We start from the raw sequence: 25,289 nt of genomic DNA on the forward strand, positions 1-25,289 counted from the left end.
CGTCAGCCCTGCCTATACTGGGACAAACACGAATCAGTCAGGTGGGCTTCATGGGCGATCATTTTGATCCCGACGGCGGGCATATCATCGAGGAGAAGTTCGACGAGGCGCTGTCGCGGCGATATCTCGCCTATGCGCTTTCGACGATCACCCAGCGGGCCTTGCCTGATGCCCGCGATGGTCTGAAGCCGGTTCATCGCCGTCTCCTCTATGCGATGCGCGAGCTGAAGCTGAACCCGGACCAGGCGTTCAAGAAATCGGCCCGTGTGGTCGGTGATGTGATCGGTAAATACCACCCGCATGGCGACCAGTCGGTCTATGAGGCGCTGGTCCGTCTGGCCCAGGATTTCGCCTCGCGCTATCCGCTGGTCGAGGGGCAGGGCAATTTCGGCAATATCGACGGCGATGGTGCTGCCGCCATGCGTTACACCGAAGCGCGCCTGACCAAAGCGGCGGAGCTGCTGCTGCAGGATATCGACCAGGGCACGGTCGATTTCGAGGAAACCTATGACGGGTCCGAGCGTGAACCCCTGGTCCTGCCCGGTGCCTTTCCCAATCTTCTGGCCAATGGCTCGACCGGTATCGCCGTCGGCATGGCCACCTCGGTGCCGCCTCACAATGTCGCCGAGATTTGCGCCGCGGCCATGGCGCTGATCGACAACCCCGAAACCGAAACCGAAGCGCTCCTCAAGCACATCAAGGGGCCCGACCTGCCCACCGGCGGCACGATTGTCGAACCGCCCGAAGCGATCCGCTCGGCCTATGAGACGGGACGCGGTGGTTTCCGGGTGCGGGCCAAGTGGGAGAAGGAAGATATCGGTCGCGGCATGTGGCGCATCGTGGTCACAGAGATCCCGTACCTTGTGCAAAAATCCAAACTGGTTGAACGCATCGCCCAGCTGATGGATGCCAAGAAACTGCCGCTGCTGGATGATGTCCTTGATGAGAGTACCGAAGATATCCGCCTGATACTGGAGCCGAAATCCAAACTGGTCGATCCGGACATGCTCATGGAGAGCTTGTTCAAGCTGACCGATCTGGAAACCCGGGTCTCGCTGAACCTCAATGTGCTCGACCCGAAGGGCGTGCCGCGGGTGATGAGCCTGCGCGAAGTCTTGCAGATCTGGCTCGAGCATCGCCGCGAGGTCGCGGTGCGGCGGGCCACGACGCGTCTGGCCAAGGTCGAGGACCGGCTGGAAGTGCTGGCCGGTTATCTCATCGTCTATGCCGATCTGGACGAGGTGATCCGCATCATCCGCTTCGAGGATGAGCCGAAGGCCAAGCTGATGGCGCATTTCGAACTGACCGAGCGTCAGGCGGAAGCCATTCTCAATATGCGCCTGCGGGCCTTGCGCAAGCTGGAAGAACTTGAAATCCGCAAGGAAGACAAGAGTCTGCGCGTCGAGCGCAAGAGCCTCCAGGAGCTGATCGGTTCTACGGCCCTGCAATGGGACAAGGTGCGTGGCGAAGTCACCAGACTCGGCGAGCTTTATGCCGAAACCACCCCGCTCGGCAAACGCCGCACCGTCTTCGACAAGGCGCCTGACATCTCCGGCGATGCGCCCATCGAGGCCTTCGTGGTGCGCGAGCCCATCACCGCTGTCCTGTCCGAACGCGGCTGGGTGCGGGCGTTGAAGGGTCATATCAACGACGTCACCGAGCTCAAGTTCAAGGAGGGCGACAAGTCGGCCTTCGCAGTCAAATGCGAGACCACCGACAAGCTCCTCATGTTCGCCACGGACGGGAAGTTCTACACGCTGGAAGCCTCGAAACTCCCGGGTGGCCGCGGCCATGGCGAACCGGTGCGCCTGCATGTCGATCTGCCGGACGACGCGGCGCCGATCGGTCTGTTCAAATACGATCCGGAGCGCACACTCCTTGTCGCGTCAGACGGCAATTCCGGTTTCCGCATCAAGGAAAGCGATTGCGTCGCCATGAAGAAGGGCGGCAAGCAGATTCTCAACCTCGCCGAAGGCGATGAGGCGTTCCTGTGTATTCCGGCAACGGGCGATCGCTGTGCCCTGATCGGCGAGAACAAGAAGCTGCTGGTTTTCGAGCTCGAGGACATCCCGGTGATGAGTCGCGGCAAGGGCGTCAAGCTGCTCGGCGGCAAGGGGGCCAAGCTGGCCGATGCAACCGTTTTCAATGCCGAGGACGGCCTGACCTGGCTTGATGGGGCGGGGCGTCGATTCAGCCTCGATGACTGGCATTTGTGGACGGCAAAACGGGCCCAGGCCGGCAAGATGGCGCCGCGCGGATTCCCACGTTCCCTGCGCTTCTCGCCGCGAGGTTCGGAATTCCTCGCTTCCCAGGCGAAAGCGGAATAGGTAGTGATTTGAACGTGCACCGACCGCGCAGGCCGGTGTGACATCTTCAGTTTTGCCCGCTCAAGGAGAGACAGGCATGGATACCGGCATCATTCTTTTGCTCGTGATCATCGCCCTCGGCGTATTTTTGGTCATGGTCTACAACCGGCTGGTCGCGCTGCGGCAGACCTGCAACCAGGCCTGGGGCGATATCGATGTCCAGCTGAAGCAGCGCCATGATCTCGTGCCCAATCTGGTCGAGACCGTGAAAGGCTATGCCAGCCACGAGAAGGAGACGCTGGAAAATGTCATCAAGGCGCGCCAGACGGCGATTGATGCGACCTCGGTGAAGGATCTGGCCGGGGCGGAAAACATGCTCTCCGGTGCCTTGCGCCAGCTCTTTGCCCTGTCGGAGGCCTATCCCGACCTCAAGGCCAATCAGAACTTCATGCAATTGCAGGCCGAGCTCGCCGATCTGGAAAACAAGATCGCGGCCGCGCGCCGCTTCTTCAATAATGCGGTCAATGAGTACAACACCTCGACCGAGCAATTCCCGGCGGTCGTGATTGCCAATTCGATGGGCTTCAAGATGCGCGAATATTTCGAGGTGGCCGAGGCCGAGCGCGGCGCCCCGAAGGTGCAGTTCTAGGTCATGGTCTGGGGCACGGCCGGGCTCCGCACCCATATCTGGAATAATAATCTGCGGTCGGTTTTCCTGCTGGCTGCCTTTCCGGTTTTGCTGGTCGCACTCGGCTATGCCCTCACCATTTTGATGACCGGCTTCCTGGATCCGGGGCAGTCCGCGGGTTCGGGAAAGGCCGCGGGCGAGATGGCCAGTCTCTGGTCAAGCGAGTTGGCCCGTCTGCCGATGATCGGCGCCTGGTCGCTGGGTATCGCGGCGGTCTGGTTTGTCATTGCCTGGTTCTTTCACCAGTCGATGATCAATGCCGCCACAGGCGCCCGTCCGGTTACCCGCAAGGACGAGCCGGAACTCTACAACCTTCTGGAAAATCTCTGTATTTCGCGCGGCCTGACCATGCCGAAACTGGCTGTGATCGAAAGCGGCGCGCTCAATGCCTATGCCTCCGGTCTCTCGGAGAGCCAGGCGACTGTCACGGTCACGCGCGGCTTGATGCAACGTTTGAACAAGTCAGAGCTGGAAGCCGTGCTGGCCCACGAGCTTTCCCATATCCGTCACAAGGATGTGCGACTTCTGGTCATCTCGATTATCTTTGTCGGCATCATCTCCTTTGCTGCGGAGATCGTCTTCCGGCGGATTTTCTGGCTGGGCCTGCGTGCCGGTGGTGACCGGCGGTCGGGCGGGCGCGGCGGCGGGCTCGTGATCGTGATTGGCCTCGCCATCATCGCTATCGCCTATCTGCTCGCCATCGTGATCCGCTTTTCCCTGTCACGTCGCCGCGAATACATGGCCGATGCCGGCGCTGTCGAGCTGACCCGCAATCCCGACGCCATGATCTCGGCGCTGGAGAAAATCTCCGGCAATGCCGAGGTCGAGGACTCGCCGGAAGAAGTCCGGGAAATGTTCATTGAAAACCCCAAGACCGGCTTCATGGGTGTGTTTGCCACCCATCCGCCGATCGAGAAGCGGATCGAGATGCTGGTCGAGCACGCCGGCGGAAAGCGCCGGGTCCCGACAAGCGCCATACCCGAGATTTAGGACACGCCCTATTGGCTGAACAGGCAGAGCTTGTTCCGGTCCAGATCGCGGACATAGCCGGAATAATAAGGGCCGCGTTGGCCGGGTTCGCCCTCACAGGTCCCGCCCAGTTCGATCGCCAGCTTGTGTAGGCGATGAACTGCCTCATGCGAGCCCACATCCAGGCCCAGCATTGTGCCATTTCCCGGCGTGGCGGGTTCTTCGTTGAAGGGACGCGCAATCGCAAAGGCGAAGTCCTTGCCGACCCAATAGGTCATGCGCCCGGCGGGCATGGCCGGTGCGACTTCGGATTGCGCGAAAAGGGCGTCATAGAATTTCGTGGATGCGTCGATGTTGTTTGTGCCCAGAACGAAATAGCTCATTCTCATGCGTGTCTCTCCCGCTTGGACCGGGAAGTTTTCCCGGCGACAAATCCAGACTATCGACAAATAGGTCATTCAATGTCCTATTTGTGAGATGGCGCGCACCCGATCAATCGACAGGCTCCGGCGGCTGGAATTGCTGGCGGCCCAGCTCAAGCAGGATGAGTTGTGTACGGTTCAGGGCCTCGCATCCGAGCTCGGGGTGAGTGTCCGGACCGTGTCCCGGGATCTCGACCTGATGCGCGAGCAGGGCCTGCCCATCGACGCCGATCGCGGCCGGGGTGGCGGGGTGAGGCTGGATCGCAATTGGGGCGTGGGCCGACTGAATCTGGCCTACCCGGAAGCGGTTGATTTGCTGATCAGTATTGATGTCGCCGAAAAAATGGGATCGCCCCTCTTTCTGGCCAATCTGGCGTCGGTGCGGCGCCAGTTGATCGCCTCTTTCTCTCCTGAAAAGCGCGACCGTGTGAAGCGGCTGAAATCGCGTATCCTGATCGGGAGCACAGCATCGACCCATGTCCAGGCCGGTATTGCGTCGCCGGCGAAGATGCTTGTGCAGACGCTGCACCAGGCCTTCATCGACCAGGAATGCCTGACTATCCATTACGCGCGGGAAGACGGCGTCCGGTCAGAGCGTCGGATTGAGCCACATTATCTCCTGCTCAAATATCCGGTCTGGTACGTCATCGCCTTCGATCGGCTGCGGGATGCCCCGCGGACATTCCGATGTGATCGGATGTCGCATGTTCGCCGAACCGGTAGGCCTTTTAGGCTTTTGCCCAAATCGGTTTTCGCGCCATCCCTTGACGGGGATGATCTGGTGCTTTGATTGGCAGGGCGGTCATCGGCCCTGAACCTGCCTTTCCGGGGTCTCCTGCCGCCGGGTGTCGGGGAAATTCCTGGGCAAGCGTGCGCCCGTCGTCTTCTCGCGTACCGGAGCGGGGTGTCGGGCGGTCCGGCGGTCGTCAGGACTGTCGTGGGCGGAAATAGCCAGCCTGAATCAAGACATAGATCAGAGCACCTTGCAGTCCGAACGATATGAATCCGGTTGGCAGGGTGAAACTGGCATTGGATATAATGGTCAACCAGCCCGTTGTGTGTACGACCACATCAATCAGCGCGATCGTCGCCAGCCAACGCGATCGGCGGGCCAGTAGCAGGAATGCAATGCACAGGATGAGGACGCGTAGCGGCGGAGCGATCAGGGCCCATAATGGCGTGGCGCGCAGGACATAGTCTGCATTCTGTGGGTCGAGCGTGAATTGGGTCAGGCCGAGCGCAGCCAGTCCGATCTGAACCGTAAAGAAAAGCGGAAGCGCAATCAGACCAGCCAGAATGATGGCAATGAGCCGACTCTCGGTAGACATGCGCACTCCCCGGTCACGCCGGTCGCAAGCCTAGCGTACCGGAAGCAGATGGGTCAAAAGCTGTCGTATCGGAATCGCCGTGCTTCCCGCTCACCTTAGGAAGCTCAGCGCTCGCTGTCGTCCGAGCGCTCTGCGCTGGCAGGGGCCGGTCCGTTTTCATCCTCCTCGAGCAAGCCGGCAAAGCTCTCGCGGAAAATGAACCAAACAGAGGTGAATAAGGCGGCTATGACCGGCCCGATGATAATGCCGACGGCGCCGAACAGGGTCAGCCCGCCCAGGGTCGATATCAGCACCATCAAGTCGGACATCTTGGCGTCCTTGCCGACCAGGATGGGACGCAGGAGATTGTCCGATGTCGAGACCACGACCGCGCCCCAGGCGACCAGGGCCGCGCCCGCAATGGGTTGGCCGGTGGCAAACAGCCAGATCGCGGCCGGGACCCAGATCAGCGGCGGTCCGATCATCGGTATGATGGACAGCAAGGCGGCCACGGCGGCCCAGAAGATCGACCCGGGGACACCCGCGGAGAACAGGCCGATTCCGGTCAGGGCGCCTTGCACCAATGCGATCAGGAAGGACCCTTTTACCGTGGCGCGGATGGTCGAGGTCGTGCGTTCGGCCATCAGGTCACGTGCCTCCACCGTCATCGGGAGGAGGGTGACTGCGGACCGTGCCGCCTGGCGACCGCTCATCAGGAAGAAGAAGAGCGCATAAACCAGGATGAAGAAGTTCAGGGTCGCGATCAGGAAGCCGCCCGTCCCGGCGCGCAGTGAATTGACCAGGACGCGTCCGACTGTGCCGGCGAGATTGCCGATCTGGGCGGTGATGGAGGCCTGATACTCGATCATTTCGTCGCGGAAAGGTAACCAGTCAGGCAGGCCATCCAACCCGTCCTGGCGGATCTGACTGACCTGGCTCTGCACCCAGGGCGTGACCATGCCGGTCACATCGATCGCCTGCTCGGCGACGATGCCCATCAATATTGCGGCAGGAATCACAAAGGCCAGGACCGCCCCCGTGACCAGCAGGCCGGCCGCTAGCCCGCGCCGGTTGCCCAATTTGCGGGTGAGCCAGTCATGCGGCCCGGCGAGGAATAGCGTGATCACGCCAGCGAGGAAGAGCGCGGCGAGATAGTCGCGGATCATCCACAGGAAGATGCCGGAGATGATCAGTGCCAGCGCGGCGACAAAGGCGCGCTGGAGTTCCAGCTTGCGATGCGGTGACACGGGCGCCTCCTATCCGTACAGCCAGTCCGGAAGACCGGTCGCCAGCCAGGGCAGGGCGGCAACCGCGATGATGGCCAGTAGCTGAATGATGACGAAGGGAATCGCGCCGCGATAGATGTCCGTCGTCTTTACCGACTTCGGCGCCACGCCCCGCAGATAGAAAAGCGCAAATCCGAAGGGCGGGGTCAGGAAGCTGGTCTGAAGGTTCATCGCCATCAGGACGCCGAGCCAGACCGGGTCTACGCCCATCATCAGCAGGATCGGCGCAACGATCGGCACGACGACGAAAGTGATTTCGATGAAATCAAGGAAGAAGCGGAGGATGAACATCACCAGCATGACCACGGCGACCGCCCCGAACACACCGCCCGGAACCGCCTGCAGGGCCGCAGCAACCGTGTCGTCTCCGCCAAGCTCTCGGAAGATCAGTGAGAACAGGGACGCGCCGATCAGGATCACGAAAACCATGGCCGAGATCATGCCGGTGGAACTCATGACCTCATCCAGCACGCCGGACCGCTTCAGGCGGAAAAGGCTCCAGCCCGCGCCCAGCACAGTCAGGGCCACCAGGGCGCCGGTCACCAGGCCGCCAAGCGTCCCCAGATCCGTGACATAGAGCCTCCGGTCTGCCCCGATATTGGCAACGACCACGAGGGCGATCAGGCCAAGCAGGGCGGCGAGGCCGAGATAGCTGGCAAGCTGACCCAGTCGGGGATTGGATGCCGTGCCGGCATTGCGGGCGCCCGCGATGAAAGTCGCGCCAACCGCCCCGACACCGGCCGCTTCCGTTGGTGTCGCCAGTCCGGTCAGGATGGAACCCAGCACGCCGATAATCAGCGCCAGCGGGGGAATGAGGGCATGCAGGAGTTTGCCGATCGAGACCTGGCTGTCGGCCGGTGCGGCCGGCGCACTCTCCGGTCTGAAGATCGCCATGACGATCTGGTAGCCGATATAGAGCCCGACCAGCAGGATGCCGGGGATGAGCGCGCCGGCGAAGAGGTCACCGACCGAGACAATGTCCGGTGAGAAAATGCCCTGGGCGCGCTGGGCTTCCTGATAGGCATTGGAAATCTGATCACCCAGCAGGACCAGCACGATGGAGGGCGGAATGATCTGCCCAAGCGTACCTGAAGCCGCGATCGTTCCGGTCGCCAGCGCCGGGTCGTAACCGCGCTTGAGCATGGTCGGCAGGGAGAGGAGGCCCATCGTCACCACGGTCGCACCGACAATCCCGGTCGAGGCGGCGAGCAGTCCGCCGACAATCACGACCGAGATCCCCAGCCCGCCGCGCATCGTTCCGAACAGCGCGCCCATGGCTTCCAGGAGTTCCTCGGCAATCTTCGACTTCTCCAGCATCACGCCCATGAAGACAAAGAGCGGGACGGCGACGAGGATGGAGCGGTCCATCTCCATCAGATTGCCGTAGATGCGCTGCGGGAAGGCGCGGAAATGGATCGGGTCGAATTCGCCGATTGCCATGCCGATCAGGGCGAAGGCCAGGGCGACGCCAGCCAGGGTGAAGGCGACCGGATAGCCGCGCAGAAGCGCCGCGAAGGCCGCAATGAACATCAGGAAGGGCAGCAGCTCGATGAAGAGGCTCATGATCTAGACCTCTCCCTCGATCGTGTCAGGCAGGGCGGGGGAGGGCTGGTTGGCCAGCGTCATCGCCGCCCGGGCCGCCATGGAGGCGCCCTGGAGGATCATCAGGATGGCAAAGACCGGGATGGCGGTCTTGAGCAGGAAGACAAAGGCGAGGCCGTCGCTTTCACGTGAGCTTTCGAGTATCCGCCAGGTCGAATTGAGATAGCCCGTGGAGGACCACAGGATGAGGGCGCTCATCGGGATGAGGGCGAGATAGGTGCCCAGCAGGTCTACCCAGGCCCGTCCGCGCGCGCTCATCCTGGCAAAGAAGACATCCACCCGCACATGACCGCCCTGGAGCAGCGTACTGGCCGAGGCGAAAAGGAAAAGACCGGCATGCATGTAGATCACGCTCTCGGCGAGCTTGGTCGAGGCATAGCCGAAGACATAGCGCTGTATGACGATCAGGGCGGTCGCAAGGACCAGGCCGAGCGCAAACCAGCGGGCGCCACCGCCAATGCTCAACGTGATTGTGTCGATCACGCCCACGGCGCGGCGTTGGACCGACCAGACAGGTTCAGGCAGGCCGACAAAGCGCCCGCCGATACCGCTGAGAAGCGGAAGCAGAAGGAGCGGGGAGAGCCAGAGGCCAATCCGCCCGATCCACCCGCCGATTGTCTGGGCCAGGCCGGGCAGGTGTGCACCGGAAAATGCCGCGACGCCGCCGCTGCTTGCCACGTCCACACCCAGCAGGACGAGTGACAGTCCGATCAGGACCAGAAATAGCCTGTCCCCGGAGCGCATGATCAGCCGCCCAGAACGCGTTCGCGCTGGACCATATAGGGCATCTCCGAGATCCGGCCCCAGCCGCGCATCGTATCGCGGGCAGCCAGATAGCTTTCATAGACGCGGCGGGTCATCGCGTCCGCATTTCCGGTTTCGGCGACGACTTGTTCGGAGATCTGACCGATCTGGGTCCAGATTTCGTCGGAGAAGCGCCGCAGCTCGACGCCGTGCTCATTGACCAGCACATCGAGCGCGAGGCCGTTCTGGTACTGGAATTCCGCGATGGAGATATTGTTTGCCGTGCGACAGGCTGAAGCAATGATCGCCTGGTGGTCGCTGGCCAGATTGTCCCAGACCGTCTTGTTGATCCCGACACCCAGGCAGGAGCCCGGCTCGTGGAAGCCCGGGCCGTAATAATAGGGCGCTTCACGATAGAAACCGAAAGCGAGATCATTCCACGGGCCGACCCATTCCGTGCCGTCGATCGCGCCCGATTGCAGCGCCGGGTAGATTTCGCCGCCAGACAGGGTCACGGCCGCGCCGCCAAGCTCGCGCAGGACATTGCCGCCCAGGCCGGGAATCCGCATGCGCAGGCCGCGGAAATCTTCCAGCGTATTGATCTCGCGCTTGAACCAGCCACCCATCTGATGGCCGGAATTGCCGGCCTGGAAGGGTTTGATATTGAATTGCGCGGACAGCTCGTCCCACAGGGCCTGGCCGCCACCGGCCTCGACCCAGCCCATGATCTCGTAGGCGGTCATGCCCATGGGCACGGCCGTGAAGAAGTTGAAGGCCGGCGACTTGCCCTGCCAGTAGTATTCGGCGCCATGATACATGTCCGCCGTGCCTTCGGAGACTGCGTCAAAGGCCTCAAAGGCCGAGACGATTTCGCCGGCGGCATAGACCCGGACTTCCAGCGACCCGCCGGACATGCGGTTGATGTAATCGGCGACATTGTTGGCGGCCGTCCCAAGGCCCGGGAAATTGGCCGGCCAGGTCGTGACCATGCGCAGGCGGGTGACTCCGCGATTGATATTGGGGGCTGCCGGACCGGCGGAAGTGTCCTGCCCGGTTTCCCCGCAAGCGGTGGCAACTGTGGCCGCAGCGACGGCGCCGCCGCTGATGAATGTGCGTCGATCCATGTCTGTCTCCCCCGGGTTTCGCCGCGCGTTATCGCTCAGTCGAAACCGTCGTGCTCGTCCTCGTCCTCATGGTTAGCGAGTTCGGCATGCGGCTGCCAGCCCGAGGGCGTCAAAACTTGCAGCGGCTGGAATTGCGCCTTGTAGCTCATCTTGCGGCTGTCGCGCACCCAATAGCCCAGATAGACGAATGGCAGACCGGCCAATTCGGCCTGACGGACCGCATCGAGGATGATGTAGACGCCCAGGCTGCGGCGGTCCCAATCGGGATCGAAATAGCTGTAGATCAGCGACAAGCCGTCCTTGAGCACATCGGTCAGGGCCGCCGCGCGCAGCACGCCGTCGCGGTCGCGGTATTCGGTGACATGGGTGCGCTGGGCACCTTCCTCGACCATCATGACGTATTCGCCGAACGACATGCCGGCCATGTCGCCATCGCCATGTCGACTGTCGAGATAGCGCGAGAGGAGGTCGAATTGTTCCATCGTCGCGGTCTGGGTCTCGACCGAGACACGCAATTCGTCATTGCGATTGAGTATTTTGCGCCAACGTCGCTTCCACGCGAAAGCTTCGGCATCCACACGAACGGATTTACAGGCGTCGCAGGCTTCACAGGCCGGACGATAGAGGACGCCCTGGGACCGCCGGAAACCGGCATGGGTGAGCGCGTCATTGAGCGCGGGGCCTTCGCCTATCTCGACGCGCGTAAACACTTTCCGCTCGAAACGCCCGGGCAGGTAGGGGCAGGGCGCGGAGGCCGTGAGAAAGAAGGGAATCTGCCGGGTTGCAAACGGGTGGGTCACGCCGATCGCCTCTTGCTGGCGGTGAGTGGCTGTTCCGGTCCGATCAGACCATGCCGAACATGTCGAGCAGGCTGACATAGACCGTGAAGGCAATCCAGAAGAGAACCACCATGGGCGCACCGGCACGCAGGTAATCTGCGAAACGATAATGACCGGGGCCCATCACGAGCAAATTTGTCTGGTAGCCAATCGGCGTTGCAAAACAGGTGTTTGCAGCGAAAAGTACTGTCAGGGCGAAGAGTGTTGGGTCCGCGCCTATCTGGTTGGCAGCCCCCACCGCGATCGGCGTGAACAAGATGGCGGTTGCGCTGTTGGAGAGGACGTTGGTGAGCACCGCAACCAGCAGGAAGAGCGCCGACATCAGCACGACAGGACCGAAAGGCGAGAAGGCCACGACCACAGCGGTCGCCATGAGGTCGGCGGCGCCGGTCACTTGCATCGCGGTTCCCAGGGCGATTGCCGACCCGATCAGGAGATAGACTTTCATGTCGAAGGCCCGCGCGGCCTGACGCGTATTCAGGCAGCCGGCCAGGATCATCGCCACGGCCCCCAGGAAGGACGCCAAAACGATCGGCAATATTCCGGTCGCGGCCGTCAGCACAACACCGCCGAAGATCACCCGGGCGAGATTGGCCCGCCTCGGGTCGGCGATCGATGTTGTTGCCCATTCCATGATCAGGAGGTCGCGATCGGCCCGCAATCCGCGCAATGAGGTCGAGGATCCGAAGAGCAGCAGGGTATCGCCGGCTTCCAGGCGAATCTCACCCATGCGGGAGCGGATCATCCGGGATCGCCGCTGAATGCCAAGGACGATGCAGCCGGTCGCGTGGCGAAATCCGATCTGCCGGATGGTGCGGCCAATCACGCGTGAGCCCGGGGCCACAACGGCTTCTGCCATAACGAGATTTTCGCCGGGATTGGGGTTTTCGCCTGGCCCTGAGGCCTCCAGCATCCCGCGCAGGAAATCCGCGCGCTTGGCCAGGAGATTGGTCAGGGTTTGCCGTGTCGCAGCAACGATGACGAGATCGCCGGGTTTAAGCTCTACCTGGTCGAAGGGCGGCAACAGGGCGTGCTCGCCGCGCTGGATCATTCGTACGGTCATGTCCGGGAGGTCGGCGAACATGCCAGCGACAGGCTTCTTGCCAACCAGCGGATGGTCGCTGGTGACTTCCAGCTGGGCGATGAATTGCTTGCCTCCGGCGCCGGCGATTTCGCTCTCCATCGAGGCGCGGTCGGGCAGCAGATAGGGCAGGATGAAGATAATGTAGACCACCCCGACAGCGGCGAGGAAAATGCCGGGTATGAACGGACTGAAGAAGGCCAGCCGTTCGCCGGTCGCATTCATCAGTGTGTCGGCAACCAGCAGGTTGGTTGAAGAGCCGATCAAGGTCGTCATGCCCGCCAGGATGCAGACATAACTCAGTGGAATGAGCAGTTTTGACGGGCTTTTTTCCATCCGCTTGGCGATCGCAACCAGGATCGGCACGAACATCACCACAACAGGCGTGTTGTTGATGAAGGCGGAGATTACGAACACGAAGGCGAACATCCCCACCAGGGTCGCCTTGGGGTGTTGGTCGAAGGAATCAAGCAGGCGCTGGGTCGGGCCTTCCATCGCGCCGGTCTGGAAAATGCCCTGACCAACGATGAGCAGGCATAAAATCGTGAACAGTGCAGGATTGGCGAAACCGGCCAGTAGGTCGGCCGCACTCGGATTGCCCGTCGCGAGCGGGAAGATGTGGAAGAAGGCCATGAGAACAGCCACAATCGAGGCTGAAACAATCTCGATCGGCACCCGGTCCCAGACATAAAAGACAATCGCCAGCGATAGCCCGCCGAGAATTGCCCACATTTGCCACACATCGAGTGACGTTGATTCAATCATCGCGAATTTCTGGAAGCCATGGACCCGCTATGTCCAAGGCGGAACGCTAGCACGCGTCCCACGCGCTTGCGAAGTCTTTCGTGAGTGCTTGTGCAGGCGTCGGAGGGACGGTGTGCCGAGCGAGTGACCGCGTGGTGCGACAGAGTCCGTCGTGACCGCCAGAACAGCATTTCTCTTTGTTCCGCTTAGGCGACAGCGGAGCGATTCCAGAAGGTAGCGTGAAGGGGTCTCTGCCCTAGGAGCGGGGGCTGCGCCGTCGTGTCCTGGCGCACCGTGGCGGAAGTATCCGGAACTGTTCATGATCGGTGCTATAGCTCGTGACCGCTCGGCATGACGGGCGCTTCACGCAGCAGGACGACCGAGATTCGGCGATTTCCGGGCATGTAGGGATCATCCGGATAGAGCGGTTCAGACCCGGCCTTGCCGCGCACCTCGTAAATGCGGTCATCCGTGATACCGGTGCGTTGCAGGACCGCGCGAGCTGCATTGGCACGGTCGGCGGAGAGCTCCCAATTCGTATAGTCCGCGCCAGGCGCGGATGGCGCGCTATCCGTATGACCGGCAATGGAAAGCCGGTTCGGCAGACGCTCGGCGATCCGGGCGACCGCGCGCAGAAGTGTTATCGCACGCTCATTCGGTACGACCGCCCCCGGCTCGAACATGGGACGCCCCTCCTGGTCGACCAGCTGGATGCGCAGGCCTTCGGGCGTCTCGTCAATCAGCACATGGTTTGAGAGCTCGGCCAGTTCGGGCAGGTCCTGCATCGCTTGACGCAAGGACTCGGCTGCGGAATGCAGCTCGGCTGCATCCCGGCGCTGTCGTGCCTCGACCATTGCCGAGGAGGAAATTTCATTGACTGAATCGACGGCTTGCGGCGAACCTTCCGGGACTTGTTGCCGGTCGCGGTCATTGAGTTGTGGCGCGCTGGGTGCGAGCAGCTCCCGCGGTGACGTTTCGCCCGCGCCTTGCACGCCATCATCGCCAGGGGCTGTGCCCGCCAGGGGTGCGCCTGATCCGGAGTTGGACGGGGACACGCTGGCCGGGGCAAAATAGTCGGCAATGCCCCGCTTCTGATCGGGATCTGTGGTGTTGATCAGCCACATCAACAGGAAGAAGGCCATCATGGCAGTGACGAAGTCGGCATAGGCGACTTTCCAGGCGCCACCATGGTGTCCGCCTCCGCCGCGTTTGATGACTTTCTTTATGACAATCGGCTGATCCGAGGCTGCCATGTCCACCCGCCTTGTTTATTTACCTTCCCGTCTTGTAGACCGTTAGCGTTAAGGTCCGGTTTCGAAAGCCGAACCGGTTCGTGCAGACAAAAGGACATCCCTTGGCCGACAGCCGCTCATTCCGCGATGCCCTCGGGCGCTACCCTACCGGCGTCGCCGTGGTGACGGCCTTTGCCGATGGCAAGGCGCTGGGCATGACGGTGAACTCCTTCGCCTCGGTCTCACTCGATCCGCCGCTTGTGCTGTGGTCGATCGAACGCTCCACAGAGCGCTACGGCATTTTCGAGCATGCCAGGCATTGGGGCGTGAATGTGCTGGCCGCCGACCAGGCCGGCCTGGCCCATGCCTGTGCACTGGAAGCGGATCTGGCTAAATGCCGCACGGGCTGGGAGGGCGATACGGTACCGCTGATCGAGGGCGCCGTGGCGCGCTTTACCTGTCAGGCAGAGGCGATCCACCCGGGCGGTGACCATGACATTCTCGTCGGCCGCGTGATCGATTTCGACACGCCGCGTGATGCGCCTGCCCTGGTCTTTTATCGCTCGACCTACTGCGAGCCGGGCTGAAGCGTCAGGACCGACACGCCTTCCGGGCGGGTCTCCAGCGTCCAGCCGGTCGGGATCTCGATATATTCGCCACGTCCCCAAAGCGGCGCCAGATCGTCATAATGCCGCGACATGACATTGCCGGACTGGCCGGTGGTGATCATGAAGCGCGACGTGTCCGGATCGGCCATGTCGTAGAGCGCCCGGTAGGAGGCGCCGTGAAATACATCATAGCCCGGTGTACGATAGGAATAATGCGCGACATTGACCGTTGAGCCATCGCCGGGAACCGGCGTCTCGATGGTGAACCAGTCTGACAGGACCGGGAAATCGGAGAAGGGCCGGTGGGCATGACGAGCATAGTGGACATCGCCCCAGCGCCAGCTTGTGAAGTCTTGGCCGTAGGCCTCGATCGCGGACGCCATGGCCTGGTCAAGCGCCGGGCCGGTCAGATCGCGACAGGTCACGGTGCGGGCCACCGCGACATTGTCACACCAATGGCCCAGATCGCCGGTCAGCACATCCATCATGAAAATCCGCCGGTCACCATGCCAGCTGGAGAACAGGTCATCGAGCTCGTCGCCATAGATGTCGCGGCTGAGCTGACGCATCCAGGCTGAGTAGATGAGTGGCTCGGCCCGGTCGACGGCCATGTCTGCATCCCAATCGGCCAGCAGGGCGAGGGCGGCCTGGCCGGCTTCTGTACGCGGCTCGGCTTCCAGCAGAACCGGCAGCAGGCGCAAGGCCGTGTCATTGACCGTATCGACCTGCAAAGCTTGCAGGCTGTCCAGATCATGGACGGGTTGGGCATTGATGCCGTCATAGATACGGCGAATGCGCGAGACGCCATACCATTCCGAGGTCAGGTAATGGGGATAGTTGTCCGGCACGATCTTGTTGTTGGCGGTCGCGACAAAGCCGCGATCCGGATTGAGAGTATGGGGCAAGTCCTCGAAGGGAATGGTTGAGACCCAATTGCCGTCCGCGTCGCGGACGGGAATGCGGGCCGGGGCGTAAAAGCCGATATCACCGTCGCGATCGGCGAAGACCATGCTTTGTTGGGGTGCCACGAAACCGCGAATGGCATTGACGAAATCATCCCAGCCATCGGCTTCGATGATGTGCAGACCGACACCCGTGGTGGCGTCATCAGGCTCGTCCAGCATCCATTGCAGGGCGAAGAAGTCGCTGCCCTCTGGCACCGGGTAGTCGAAATGCTTCGGGTCGAGGACCGGGCCGGTGGCCGTTTCCCGGCGCTGGATGATGACGTCTTCGCTGAAACGTACGCGGATATGCTCCTCGCGCTGACCGGTCACATCGGCCTCGGTCACGGCATGCAGATCGCCGACATCGGGCCCGGTATTGGTAAAGCCCCAGGCGATCTCGTCCGTCCGCCCCAGCGTCACGAAGGGCGTGCCGGGCAAGGTCGCACCGACCACGGAGCCGTCCGGCGTGGTCAGGCGCGCCAGATACCAGATCGCCGGTGCCGCGAGTCCGAGGTGCGGATCATTGGCGAGAATCGGCAGGCCGCTTGTTGTGCGCGAACCCGACAGGACCCAGTTGTTCGATCCATCGCGGCCGGTGTCTTCCGGACCCATAACGGGAGCTGGCTCGTCAACCGGAGGCAGGGGTGTCGCTTCGATGCCGATATCGGCCATGGTCAGCGAACGCGGGGCGTCATCGGGATAGCGACCGATGAATTCGGCGGCGCGCTGCTCACCCAGCCGGGCGACAAGCTCGGCCATGCGTGGCTCCTGGAAGGCATTGCCGAACAGGTCGAGGGCAATGGCCTTGTAGACCACGACCGTGTCAGCCGGCTGCCAGGGTTCGGGGTCAAACATCAGGATCTGGAATTCCGGCGGCGGTACGAAGCCGGGCGCGGCCATCACCGCATTGACGCCGGCGGCATAGGCTTCAAGCGCGCCCTGGACGTCGGCGGGCAGGTTTTCCACCGCGGTATCGGCGGCGTCTCCCAGACCCATGGTGCGAAAGAAGATATCCGTGTCGAGGCCGGGTTCACCGAGGATTTCGGCGAGGCGACCGCGCAGGGCGCGTCGGGTGATCTCCATCTGCCAGAGCCGGTCCTGGGCGTGGGCGACGCCCATGGCGTAAAAACCGTCATGGTCGCTCTGGGCGAAGATGTGGGGGACGCCATGGGTATCGCGCACGATGCTGGCCTCGGCCTCGAGTCCGGCCAACTCGATTGTCCCGCGGGTCTGGGGCAGGGAGGCATAGAGCCGGTTGCCGATGATCAGGGCGGCGACCAGGACCAGCGCAACCAGTCCTCCCACGGCCCAGCCGAGATAGCTCAGAACACGTTTGATCATGATGACTTGCTCCCCATTCGCGACAAGACTAGCAAGGGGTGAAGCGATTGGGGAGAGCGCAATGGCAATCTGCACATTTCTGGGTCTCGGTGTGATGGGTTTCCCGATGGCGGGCCATCTGGCCGCTGCTGGCCATGAGATCACTGTGTGGAATCGCACGGCGAGCAAAACGGCCGACTGGGCCGGACGGCATGCCGGCAAGGCTGCCGAGACGGTCGAAACGGCTGTCGGCGATGCGGATTTCGTGTTGATGTGCCTGGGCGATGATCCTGATGTGCGCCGTGTCGCCGAGCAGGCGATCCCCGCCATGAAGCCGGGCTCCGTATTGGTCGATCACACAACCGCGTCTGCCGAACTCGCGCGCGAGCTGGATATCGAGGCGCGTGATGCCGGTATCGGCTTTCTCGACGCGCCGGTCTCTGGTGGCCAGGCGGGCGCCGAGAATGGCCAGCTCACCATCATGTGCGGCGGCGAGGCGGATACATTTGCCGCCGCCGAGCCGGTCATGGACAGTTATGCCAAGGCGATCTCCCTGATCGGACCGGCCGGGTCCGGCCAGCTGGCCAAGATGGTCAACCAGATCTGCATTGCCGGCATCGTCCAGGGCCTGTCGGAAGGCCTGCATTTTGCCCAGCGCGCCGGGCTCGACCCGGAACTGGTGATCGGCGCCATCTCGAAGGGCGCCGCCCAGTCCTGGCAGATGGAGAATCGCTGGGAAACCATGGTCGCCGGCAAGTTCGATTATGGTTTCGCGATTGACTGGATGCGCAAGGACCTCCGGATCACGCTGGACGAGGCCCGTCGCAATGGTGCCACCCTGCCGGTCACCGCCCAGGTCGATCAATTCTACGCCGACGTCCAGGCCATGGGCGGTAATCGCTGGGACACGTCCAGCCTGATTGCGCGCCTTGAGCGTCCGGATACGAAGTCAGACACATGAGCGAACCGAAGGGCTATATCGCCAATGACCCGGTCGTGATGGGCGTTTGGAAGCGGTTGACCCAGCTGTTCGCTGTTTGGCGGCTGCTCGTATTTGCGAGCTTCACCAAGCGGATGCTCTATCAGGTCTCGAATGACCAGATGTCCATGCTTGTGCGCTCGCGGCACTGGAAGCTGGGGCTCGGCCTGCTGGGCGGCCTTGATGAAGCGCAGGTCATCTTTCTGGCCGAGTGGGCGCGTCTCAATGCCGAACGCACCGAACGCATATTTCGCACGGTCGCGCTCATGATGGTTACCATCCCGGTTGCGGCTGTTTTCGGGATATCCGAAATTGATCCGGACTTTTGGACCCGGCTCGGTTTCGAACGTTTCGATACCGTGGTGATCATGTTGGCAATCTGGATGTTGATCAGCGGTTTGATGATGGGGGCTGCCTGGCGCGCCAGGGACCTCGCCGACCTGCTGGCACTGGAGCAGGCTCGCCGGGCGCTCAAGCGCGCGCAATCCGACACGGATCAAGCGTGAGCATCGAAGCCCTCTTCATCCTGCTGGATTATGCCGGGATCGGGTTTTTCGCCTATTCCGGGGGCATGCTCGCGGCGCGCAAGGCACTGGATCCCTTTGGTGCGGCGATCATTGGCGCGGTTACCGGCATGGGCGGCGGGACACTGCGCGACATTCTGCTCGGCTCTCTGCCAGTTTACTGGATCGTCGAGCCCAAATACTTGCTGGTCGCGGTCTTTGGCGCGTTGCTGGGCTATTTCACTTCGCCCTGGGCGCAGGCGATCGCCACCCGCCGTGCGGCGTTGATCTGGGCCGATGCGATCGGGCTGTCTGTCTTCTGTGTCCTTGGCGCCCAGGCCGGTCTGGCCGCGGGAGCGCATTGGACGATCGCGCTTTTGACCGGGATGATGAGCGCCGCCTTTGGTGGCCTGATGCGCGATATCATCGTCAATGATGTGCCGCTGGTTCTGCGCGAGGACATTTATGCCCTGGCCGCGCTCGCGGGCGCCGCCGCCTATGTCGGCGGGATGACGCTGGGTTTCAATCCCAGCCTTGTCACGCTGGGCTCGGCGCTTCTGGCTCTGGTCCTGCGCGGCTGCGCGATCCAGTTCAAATGGTCCTTGCCGGCGATCAAGCTGGGGGAGTGACCACAACCAGTCTCAGGCCGGTCCATCCAAGCCAGACGGACGCTCCAACCAGAAGCAAGGCTGCACTGAGCAGACCGACGGCGGGCAGCGTGCTGGCGCTCATGGCCAGCAAGGCCGTACCCGCTACAACCAGTACCAGCATGGCTGCCATCCGGCTGTTATAGCGCCAGCCGATGCGGGCCGCGCAATGCGGGCAGGGGACGTCGCGGTTGGCATTGCGAAGCAGGGCCTGCCTGTCCGGCAGCTCAGTCTGGCAATTTGGGCAATTGAACATGGGGGCTCCTCTTGTCTCAGTGCAGCGTCGACTGCTTGTCGCGCGGGCTGAGCCTGTCCTGGGCAACGCCACCGAAATCCGCGGGTACCGGTTCCAGGCCCTGCAGGGTCAGGAAGGTCAAAACCGGGATGGACACCACCACGAAGAGGGCGAAAAAGGCCCACAGACCCATCATGCCCAGCGCGATGGCGACGAGGATTTTCACGGCGGCGAGGGCGGCGGTGAATCCGATCAGCGCGGTCGGGCGCCAGCGGTGATAGGCGCCGCAATACTCGCAACTGGTCAGCGTCTCGCGTTTGACATTCAACAGCTCGCCGCTTGGCAGGCGGTGTTCACAGGATGGGCATGATTTCTCGATTGCGAGCATGTAAGCCTCCCCCGAAGCCGGTTGTGGCCTGCAACCTTAGCGCAATCGTGGATGACTTCCAACGCGTTCCCGGGTCAGACGAGCCTCACGCGGCGCATTCGCGCGCCGCGTGAGGTCGGGTGTAACCGCAGCCTAGATTGCCAGGTGAGGCGGTTTGGCCTTGGTCAGTTCGATCATCGCGATGCCGCTGTCCGCGTCCGTGAAGAGGCGACCATCCTTCCAGCCATGCTTGGCATAGAAGCGTCGCGCCTGATCATTGTCCCGGAAGCAGTCGAGGACGATGTGATCGGTGGCCGCAAAAAGCGCCATCTCGCCATGGGCGAGGAGGGTTTCGCCGATGCCGGACCGGTGGTGCTCCAGATCGACCATCATCAGATCGATCCGTCCCGGTTTGATGGCACAGGCTCCGACCCGCACGCCATCGCACTCGGCGACGGTCAGCGTGGCGACATTCTCGCGATAATAGGCGGCGATGGCGCCGGAGGCGATATACCCCTCGACAGTCTCGGCGCCGATAATGTCGGGATATTTGACCCGGATGGTGCGCGCAGACAGCGCTTCAAGCGGCTCGGCATCGGCCAGAATTGCGGGCCGAAGTATTACTTTAGAAAGGTCTTGCAATGTCTTGTTCCTGATAAAGAAGTATTGTTCGCTTGCGACGCGTATCGCAGACGGTCTTCAATCAAACCAGCCGACCCGCGTAGAAGGGCGGGCTGGCCGTATCAGGACTCAAGAAGGTGGCGCATAAACGCTCCAGACAATGAAGCCTTCAGCGCTATAGCGGTTTACGCCGCCCGGCAAGCCTGAAGCGCCTGTCGGAGATCGGCGAGCAGGTCGGCCGGGTCTTCCAGACCCACGGACAGGCGCACCAGATTATCGGCGACCGGACTGTCAGGCCCCTCGATTGGCTTGCGATGCTCAATCAGGCTCTCCACCCCGCCGAGCGAGGTTGCTTGGGTGAAAAGGCGAGTGGCGGCGGCAAATCGGGCTGCGGCGTCATAGCCACCGGCTATGTGGACGGACAGCATGCCGCCAAAGCCATTGCTCATCTGGAGCGTTGCGACGCCATGGCCCGGATGACCGGGCAGGCCGGGATAAAGCACAGCCTCCAGACCTTTTTCGCCCTGAAGCGCTTCGGCGAGGGTGAGCGCGCTGGCGCTTTGGCGCTCGAAGCGGACCCAGAGCGTGCGCAGGCCGCGCATCAGGAGCCACGTCTCGAAGGCGCCCGGGACAGCACCGGTCTTGGAGTGGATCTCGCCGATCTCCTCCCAACGCGCATTGACCTCCCGCGTTGCCAGAACGCCGGCCAGAACGTCGGAATGGCCGTTGAGGTATTTGGTCGCCGAATGCATGACGATGTCGGCCCCCAGTGTCAGGGCCTGGGTGGTGCAGGGCGGGGCGCAGGTGGAATCGACGCCCAGTGTCGCGCCGACCGCATGAGCGATATCCGCTGTCTTGGCGATGTCGACGATGGCCCAGGACGGATTGGCCGGGCTCTCGATCCAAATCAGATTCGTGTCGGGCCGAGCGGCCGCGGTGAGGGCGTGCAGATCGCCGGGCGGGACAAGATTGAGCGTGATGCGCTTTTTTGCAGCGGCGCGCTGCATCAGCAATTTAGCGCCGTAATACATCTCGGTCTGGGCGATCACATGCCCGCCCGTCGGCACGCTTTCGATCACGGCAGCGATTGCTGCCATGCCGGAGGAGAAGAGCTTCGCTTCCGGCGCGTCCTCCAGCATGGCCAGTACCTTTGCGGCCTGCTTTTCGGTCGGACCGGACGGGCGGCGGTAATCCTGTTCACCGATCAGCTGATTGTCTGAACCACGGGCATAGGTCGTCGCCGGTTGGATGGGCGGAATGACCGCACCGGTGATCTGGTCGATGGCATGCATTGCCTGGACGGTGAATGTGGTGCGAGTGGGGGTGTTGGACATGGGGCTTGCCTGATCCGGAGTTATGCAGGCTGACTAGGCAGGCCTGGGCGCCAGGTCAATCAGCGCCAAACGAAAAGAGCCCCGGGCGAAGGGCCCGGAGCTCTGTGGATATCAGGTCGGCTGACGGGTCTCAGTCGCCCGACATGCCCGGCACGAGGCGCTCGGCCGTGGCCATCACGATGACCATGATGGATGCGGCGCTGAGCACGGCCCCGTAATTGGTAAAGATGGCTGTCAGATAGTCGCCGGCAGCCGGAATGCCACCGAGGGCGCCAGCCCCGCCAGCCATAAGGAAGATCGCGGCGATGAGCAGACCGCGGCGGTGGTCACCCTTCACGAAGAAGCCGCAGGCCAGGCCGAGAACGACCAGGATGAGGCCCGTGAATTCGAAGGTGACGAAAGCGAAAATCACCGCGGCGAGCGCGGCGACGGCATAGATGATCTTGTCCAGCGACATGTGTGTCTCCCCAGAGTGTTTGTTTGAAACAACGCCCGTGAACCACAACACAAGTCGGAGGGTAGGCTTGTGCTTCAGGTGACGCAAGCGTCACCACGCTATATTTTGTGGATTACTGGAATTCGTTCTACATTATATTGAGTGCTGGCAAGGCCAGAGACGGTTATCTCTCGGCAAGTTGTTTGTCTCGGGGTGAGCACGGCATGCGAAATCCTTTCTTCCCGGTACACGTATCATCCCCGCCGAATGTCCCGCGAAGGCCGGACGCAAGGCGGGGGCCGATGTGGTGACGACCAGCTGGGTCCCTGACTTTCGCCCCGCGTTCGCGGGGCGTTCATTAGGGATGACAATCGCCGGGAAAGCTCGATGTGTAGAAATAGGCGGCGCCTCGCGCGGAGGCGACCATAAATCACTTGTAGGTCAGCGGGCCGTATCCGGTTCTTGAGGTCAAGGGCGCCGCAGGCGCCGCTTTGCGAGCAAGCCCCTTGAGCTCAAGAACCGGATACGGCTGTCTCTCGGCAAGTGGTTTAGGGCGGGGTGAGCGCCAAAGGCGCGGTTTTTAGGGGACCTGACTGCCCAGTTCAGCCGCTGCTCGCACTGACACCGCCGACATCCCACGAGGCCGGAAAGGCATCCCGGCGATGACGGTTGAAACCGGGGCTTCGTAAGTGGCTAACCGCCCAGCGTCATCGCCGCCCGCTTCGCAAAATACGTCACCACACCCGCCGCACCTGCTCGCTTGAAGGCCAGCAGGCTCTCCATCATCACCCGGTCGCCATCGATCCAGCCATTGGCGGCGGCTGCCTCGATCATGGCGTACTCGCCGGAGACCTGGAAGGCATAGACCGGGACGGGGAAGGTGTCGGAGAGGGCACGGACAATGTCGAGATAGGGCAGGCCGGGCTTGACCATGACCATGTCGGCGCCCTCGGCGATGTCGAGCTCGACCTCGCGCAGGCATTCATCGCGATTGGACGGGTCCATCTGGTAGGTCTGTTTGTCGCCCTTGAGCGCCGCGGCCGAGCCGATCGCCTCGCGATAGGGACCGTAGAAGCCCGAGGCGTATTTGGCGGCATAGGAGAGGATCATCGTGTCGTGATGGCCGGCGGATTCCAGCGCCTCGCGAATGGCGCCGATACGGCCATCCATCATGTCTGACGGGGCGACGACATCGCAGCCGGCCGCGGCCTGGAGCAGGGCCTGCTCGATCAGGCGCTCGACGGTGGCGTCATTGGCGATGCGGTCGCCGTCGAGAATGCCGTCATGGCCATGGGTGGTGAAGGGGTCCAGCGCGACATCGCAGATCACGCCGAGATTGGGCGCGGCATCCTTGATGGTCTTGATGGCATTGGGGACCAGACCGTCAGGGTTCAGGGCCTCGCTGCCGCCATCATCCTTCTTGCCCGGATCGATATGCGGGAAGATGGCCATCGCCGGAATGCCCAAGGCCTGGGCCTCCTTCGCCGCCTTCGCCAGTGCAGCAAGGGAGAGGCGTTCCACGCCCGGCATCGCCGCCACCGGCTCGACCGGGTCTGCCGTGTCGGAGACCACGACCGACCAGATCAGGTCATTCACCGACAGGGCATTTTCGCGCACGAGGCGACGGGACCAGTCAGCCTGGCGGGTGCGGCGAAGGCGGGTATTGGGATACATGGCGGCCTCTGGTCTTTGCGCTTTTCAATGACATATCAAACTTGCCGCCGCGGCAAACCCGCGTTACGGCTCCGGCCAAGGCCGTCAGGCAAGATTTGTCCGTCAAACATCCGATTAGCAACAGGAGCGCTGCTGTGGATTTCGCTCTCACAGAAGATCAGACCCTGATCCGCGACATGGCGAAAAAATTCGCCGATGACCGCTTGAAGCCGAATGCGGCCCGGTGGGACGAGGAAAAACACTTCCCCGTCGAGGTGATGCGCGAGGCGGCCGAGCTCGGTTTTGCCGGTATTTATACCCGCGAAGACGTCGGTGGATCGGCCCTGTCGCGCCTTGATGCCGCGATCATCTTTGAAGAGCTGTCGCGTGGCTGTGTGCCGACGGCGGCCTTCCTGTCGATCCACAATATGTGCGCCTGGATGATCGATAGCTGGGGCAATGAGGAGCAGCGCCAGCGCCTCCTGCCCGGCATGATGACGATGGAGAAGATCGCCTCCTATTGCCTGACCGAGCCGGGTGCGGGGTCGGATGCGGCCCAACTGCGCACCAAGGCCGTGCGCGATGGTGATGATTATGTGCTCAATGGTTCGAAGGCCTTCATTTCGGGCGCCGGCACGTCGGATTATTATGTCGTCATGTGCCGCACGGGCGGTGACGGACCGAAAGGCATCTCGACCATTGTGGTCGAGAAGGACACGCCGGGCCTCTCCTTTGGGGCCAATGAAAAGAAGATGGGCTGGAATGCCCAGCCGACCCGCGTCGTCACCTTCGAGGACTGCCGTGTTCCCGCCGCGAATTTGCTGGCGGAAGAGGGGATGGGTTTCACCCTGGCGATGAAGGGCCTCAATGGCGGCCGCATCAATATCGGTGCCTGCTCGCTGGGCGGGGCGACCGAGGCCTTCGAGCTGGCCAAGGCGTATGTCGGCACGCGCAAACAGTTCGGTCGTGAGATCGGTCAATTCCAGGTCACCCAGTTCAAGCTGGCCGACATGGCGACCGAGCTGGAAGCCTCACGCATGATGCTCTATCGCGGCGCTGCTGCCATTGATGCCGGCGACCCGTCCGCGGCCAAGTATTGCGCCATGGCCAAGCGGTTCGCGACCGATACGTGTTTCGACGTCGCCAACCAGGCGCTGCAGCTGCATGGCGGCTATGGCTATCTCAAGGACTACCCGCTTGAGCGCATCGTCCGCGATCTCCGCGTCCACCAGATCCTGGAAGGTACGAATGAGATCATGCGCGTGATTATTGCCAAGGATGTGATGAAGTAGGGGGTG

The 25,289-nt window shown here is 62.4% G+C and carries 25 protein-coding genes; 9 read left to right on the forward strand and 16 right to left on the reverse strand.

What is annotated here, in order from left to right:
• The first annotated feature begins 50 nt into the window (after positions 1-50).
• The 3 genes from parC (at position 51) to Q0X62_RS08695 (ending at position 3,984) form a co-directional block, all read left to right on the forward strand.
• Positions 51-2,327: a DNA topoisomerase IV subunit A gene (parC, locus tag Q0X62_RS08685; RefSeq protein ID WP_297734184.1), complete on the forward strand. Its 2,277-nt coding sequence runs from the start codon at positions 51-53 to the stop codon at positions 2,325-2,327.
• Between the two features lie 76 nt (positions 2,328-2,403).
• Positions 2,404-2,955: a LemA family protein gene (locus Q0X62_RS08690; RefSeq protein ID WP_297734187.1), complete on the forward strand. Its 552-nt coding sequence runs from the start codon at positions 2,404-2,406 to the stop codon at positions 2,953-2,955.
• A gap of 3 nt (positions 2,956-2,958) precedes the next feature.
• Positions 2,959-3,984 (forward strand): M48 family metallopeptidase, encoded by a 1,026-nt coding sequence (locus tag Q0X62_RS08695; RefSeq protein WP_297734191.1) that lies wholly within the window; start codon positions 2,959-2,961, stop codon positions 3,982-3,984.
• 8 nt (positions 3,985-3,992) lie between these two features.
• Here Q0X62_RS08695 and Q0X62_RS08700 read toward each other — a convergent pair whose 3' ends face one another.
• Complete coding sequence (locus Q0X62_RS08700; RefSeq protein WP_297734193.1) at positions 3,993-4,352, reverse strand: VOC family protein; 360 nt, start codon at positions 4,350-4,352, stop codon at positions 3,993-3,995.
• 88 nt (positions 4,353-4,440) lie between these two features.
• Here Q0X62_RS08700 and Q0X62_RS08705 point away from each other — a divergent pair, with 88 nt between their 5' ends.
• Positions 4,441-5,175 (forward strand): WYL domain-containing protein, encoded by a 735-nt coding sequence (locus Q0X62_RS08705; RefSeq protein WP_297734196.1) that lies wholly within the window; start codon positions 4,441-4,443, stop codon positions 5,173-5,175.
• A gap of 136 nt (positions 5,176-5,311) precedes the next feature.
• Here the strand turns inward: Q0X62_RS08705 and Q0X62_RS08710 are convergent, their stop codons facing one another.
• From Q0X62_RS08710 to Q0X62_RS08745, 8 genes are all read right to left on the reverse strand, one after another.
• On the reverse strand, positions 5,312-5,713 hold the full coding sequence (locus Q0X62_RS08710; protein WP_297734198.1) for a hypothetical protein: 402 nt from the start codon (positions 5,711-5,713) through the stop codon (positions 5,312-5,314).
• Between the two features lie 104 nt (positions 5,714-5,817).
• Positions 5,818-6,939 carry an AI-2E family transporter gene (locus Q0X62_RS08715; RefSeq protein WP_297734201.1) on the reverse strand — a complete coding sequence of 374 codons (1,122 nt, stop codon included), beginning with the start codon at positions 6,937-6,939 and terminating at the stop codon, positions 5,818-5,820.
• Positions 6,940-6,948: 9 nt separating this feature from the next.
• Positions 6,949-8,541: a TRAP transporter large permease subunit gene (locus Q0X62_RS08720; protein WP_297734204.1), complete on the reverse strand. Its 1,593-nt coding sequence runs from the start codon at positions 8,539-8,541 to the stop codon at positions 6,949-6,951.
• A gap of 3 nt (positions 8,542-8,544) precedes the next feature.
• Positions 8,545-9,324 carry a TRAP transporter small permease subunit gene (locus Q0X62_RS08725; RefSeq protein WP_297734207.1) on the reverse strand — a complete coding sequence of 260 codons (780 nt, stop codon included), beginning with the start codon at positions 9,322-9,324 and terminating at the stop codon, positions 8,545-8,547.
• A 2-nt stretch (positions 9,325-9,326) separates the two neighbouring features.
• Complete coding sequence (locus tag Q0X62_RS08730; RefSeq protein ID WP_297734209.1) at positions 9,327-10,448, reverse strand: TRAP transporter substrate-binding protein; 1,122 nt, start codon at positions 10,446-10,448, stop codon at positions 9,327-9,329.
• A gap of 35 nt (positions 10,449-10,483) precedes the next feature.
• Entirely contained in the window at positions 10,484-11,248 is a 765-nt protein-coding gene (locus Q0X62_RS08735; RefSeq protein ID WP_297734212.1) for an arginyltransferase, read from the reverse strand.
• 43 nt (positions 11,249-11,291) lie between these two features.
• Complete coding sequence (locus Q0X62_RS08740) at positions 11,292-13,133, reverse strand: SLC13 family permease (protein WP_297734215.1); 1,842 nt, start codon at positions 13,131-13,133, stop codon at positions 11,292-11,294.
• A 308-nt stretch (positions 13,134-13,441) separates the two neighbouring features.
• The gene (locus Q0X62_RS08745; protein ID WP_297734217.1) at positions 13,442-14,365 is read right to left on the reverse strand and encodes a flagellar motor protein MotB; all 924 of its coding nucleotides are present in this window, start codon (positions 14,363-14,365) and stop codon (positions 13,442-13,444) included.
• Positions 14,366-14,466: 101 nt separating this feature from the next.
• On the opposite strand from Q0X62_RS08745, the gene Q0X62_RS08750 reads away from it, so the two are divergent.
• A complete protein-coding gene (locus Q0X62_RS08750) occupies positions 14,467-14,931 on the forward strand; it encodes a flavin reductase family protein (protein ID WP_297734220.1) in 465 nt (154 codons plus the stop codon).
• On the opposite strand, the gene Q0X62_RS08755 is transcribed toward Q0X62_RS08750, so the two are convergent.
• Positions 14,913-17,237: a penicillin acylase family protein gene (locus Q0X62_RS08755; RefSeq protein ID WP_297734223.1), complete on the reverse strand. Its 2,325-nt coding sequence runs from the start codon at positions 17,235-17,237 to the stop codon at positions 14,913-14,915. The two genes, Q0X62_RS08750 and Q0X62_RS08755, sit on opposite strands and share 19 nt — an antisense overlap.
• A 61-nt stretch (positions 17,238-17,298) precedes the next feature.
• On the opposite strand from Q0X62_RS08755, the gene Q0X62_RS08760 reads away from it, so the two are divergent.
• From Q0X62_RS08760 to Q0X62_RS08770, 3 genes are read left to right on the forward strand one after another with little or no spacing between them, the layout of a single operon-like run.
• Positions 17,299-18,177, forward strand: coding sequence for an NAD(P)-dependent oxidoreductase (locus tag Q0X62_RS08760; RefSeq protein ID WP_297734226.1), 879 nt, complete (start codon positions 17,299-17,301; stop codon positions 18,175-18,177).
• The gene (locus Q0X62_RS08765; protein WP_297734229.1) at positions 18,174-18,701 is read left to right on the forward strand and encodes a hypothetical protein; all 528 of its coding nucleotides are present in this window, start codon (positions 18,174-18,176) and stop codon (positions 18,699-18,701) included. Before Q0X62_RS08760 ends, Q0X62_RS08765 begins: the two co-directional genes overlap by 4 nt.
• Positions 18,698-19,327 carry a trimeric intracellular cation channel family protein gene (locus Q0X62_RS08770; protein ID WP_297734232.1) on the forward strand — a complete coding sequence of 210 codons (630 nt, stop codon included), beginning with the start codon at positions 18,698-18,700 and terminating at the stop codon, positions 19,325-19,327. Before Q0X62_RS08765 ends, Q0X62_RS08770 begins: the two co-directional genes overlap by 4 nt.
• On the opposite strand, the gene Q0X62_RS08775 is transcribed toward Q0X62_RS08770, so the two are convergent.
• The 6 genes from Q0X62_RS08775 to hemB all read right to left on the reverse strand — a co-directional run bounded on the left by Q0X62_RS08775 (position 19,311) and on the right by hemB (position 24,012).
• Entirely contained in the window at positions 19,311-19,601 is a 291-nt protein-coding gene (locus Q0X62_RS08775; protein WP_297734236.1) for a hypothetical protein, read from the reverse strand. The genes Q0X62_RS08770 and Q0X62_RS08775 overlap by 17 nt on opposite strands.
• A 16-nt stretch (positions 19,602-19,617) precedes the next feature.
• Complete coding sequence (locus tag Q0X62_RS08780; protein ID WP_297734239.1) at positions 19,618-19,968, reverse strand: hypothetical protein; 351 nt, start codon at positions 19,966-19,968, stop codon at positions 19,618-19,620.
• A gap of 132 nt (positions 19,969-20,100) precedes the next feature.
• Positions 20,101-20,589, reverse strand: a complete 489-nt coding sequence (locus Q0X62_RS08785; RefSeq protein ID WP_297734242.1) for a GNAT family N-acetyltransferase — start codon at positions 20,587-20,589, stop codon at positions 20,101-20,103.
• A 164-nt stretch (positions 20,590-20,753) separates the two neighbouring features.
• Positions 20,754-21,902 carry a PLP-dependent transferase gene (locus tag Q0X62_RS08790; protein WP_297734245.1) on the reverse strand — a complete coding sequence of 383 codons (1,149 nt, stop codon included), beginning with the start codon at positions 21,900-21,902 and terminating at the stop codon, positions 20,754-20,756.
• A gap of 130 nt (positions 21,903-22,032) precedes the next feature.
• Entirely contained in the window at positions 22,033-22,359 is a 327-nt protein-coding gene (locus Q0X62_RS08795; protein WP_297734248.1) for a hypothetical protein, read from the reverse strand.
• A 672-nt stretch (positions 22,360-23,031) separates the two neighbouring features.
• Positions 23,032-24,012: a porphobilinogen synthase gene (gene hemB, locus Q0X62_RS08800; protein ID WP_297734251.1), complete on the reverse strand. Its 981-nt coding sequence runs from the start codon at positions 24,010-24,012 to the stop codon at positions 23,032-23,034.
• 134 nt (positions 24,013-24,146) lie between these two features.
• Between hemB and Q0X62_RS08805 the strand changes: the two genes are divergently transcribed.
• Entirely contained in the window at positions 24,147-25,283 is a 1,137-nt protein-coding gene (locus Q0X62_RS08805; protein ID WP_297734254.1) for an isobutyryl-CoA dehydrogenase, read from the forward strand.
• The last annotated feature ends 6 nt before the right edge of the window (positions 25,284-25,289 follow it).

The sequence above is a fragment of the uncultured Maricaulis sp. genome, from assembly GCF_947259345.1.
Lineage (GTDB): Bacteria > Pseudomonadota > Alphaproteobacteria > Caulobacterales > Maricaulaceae > Maricaulis.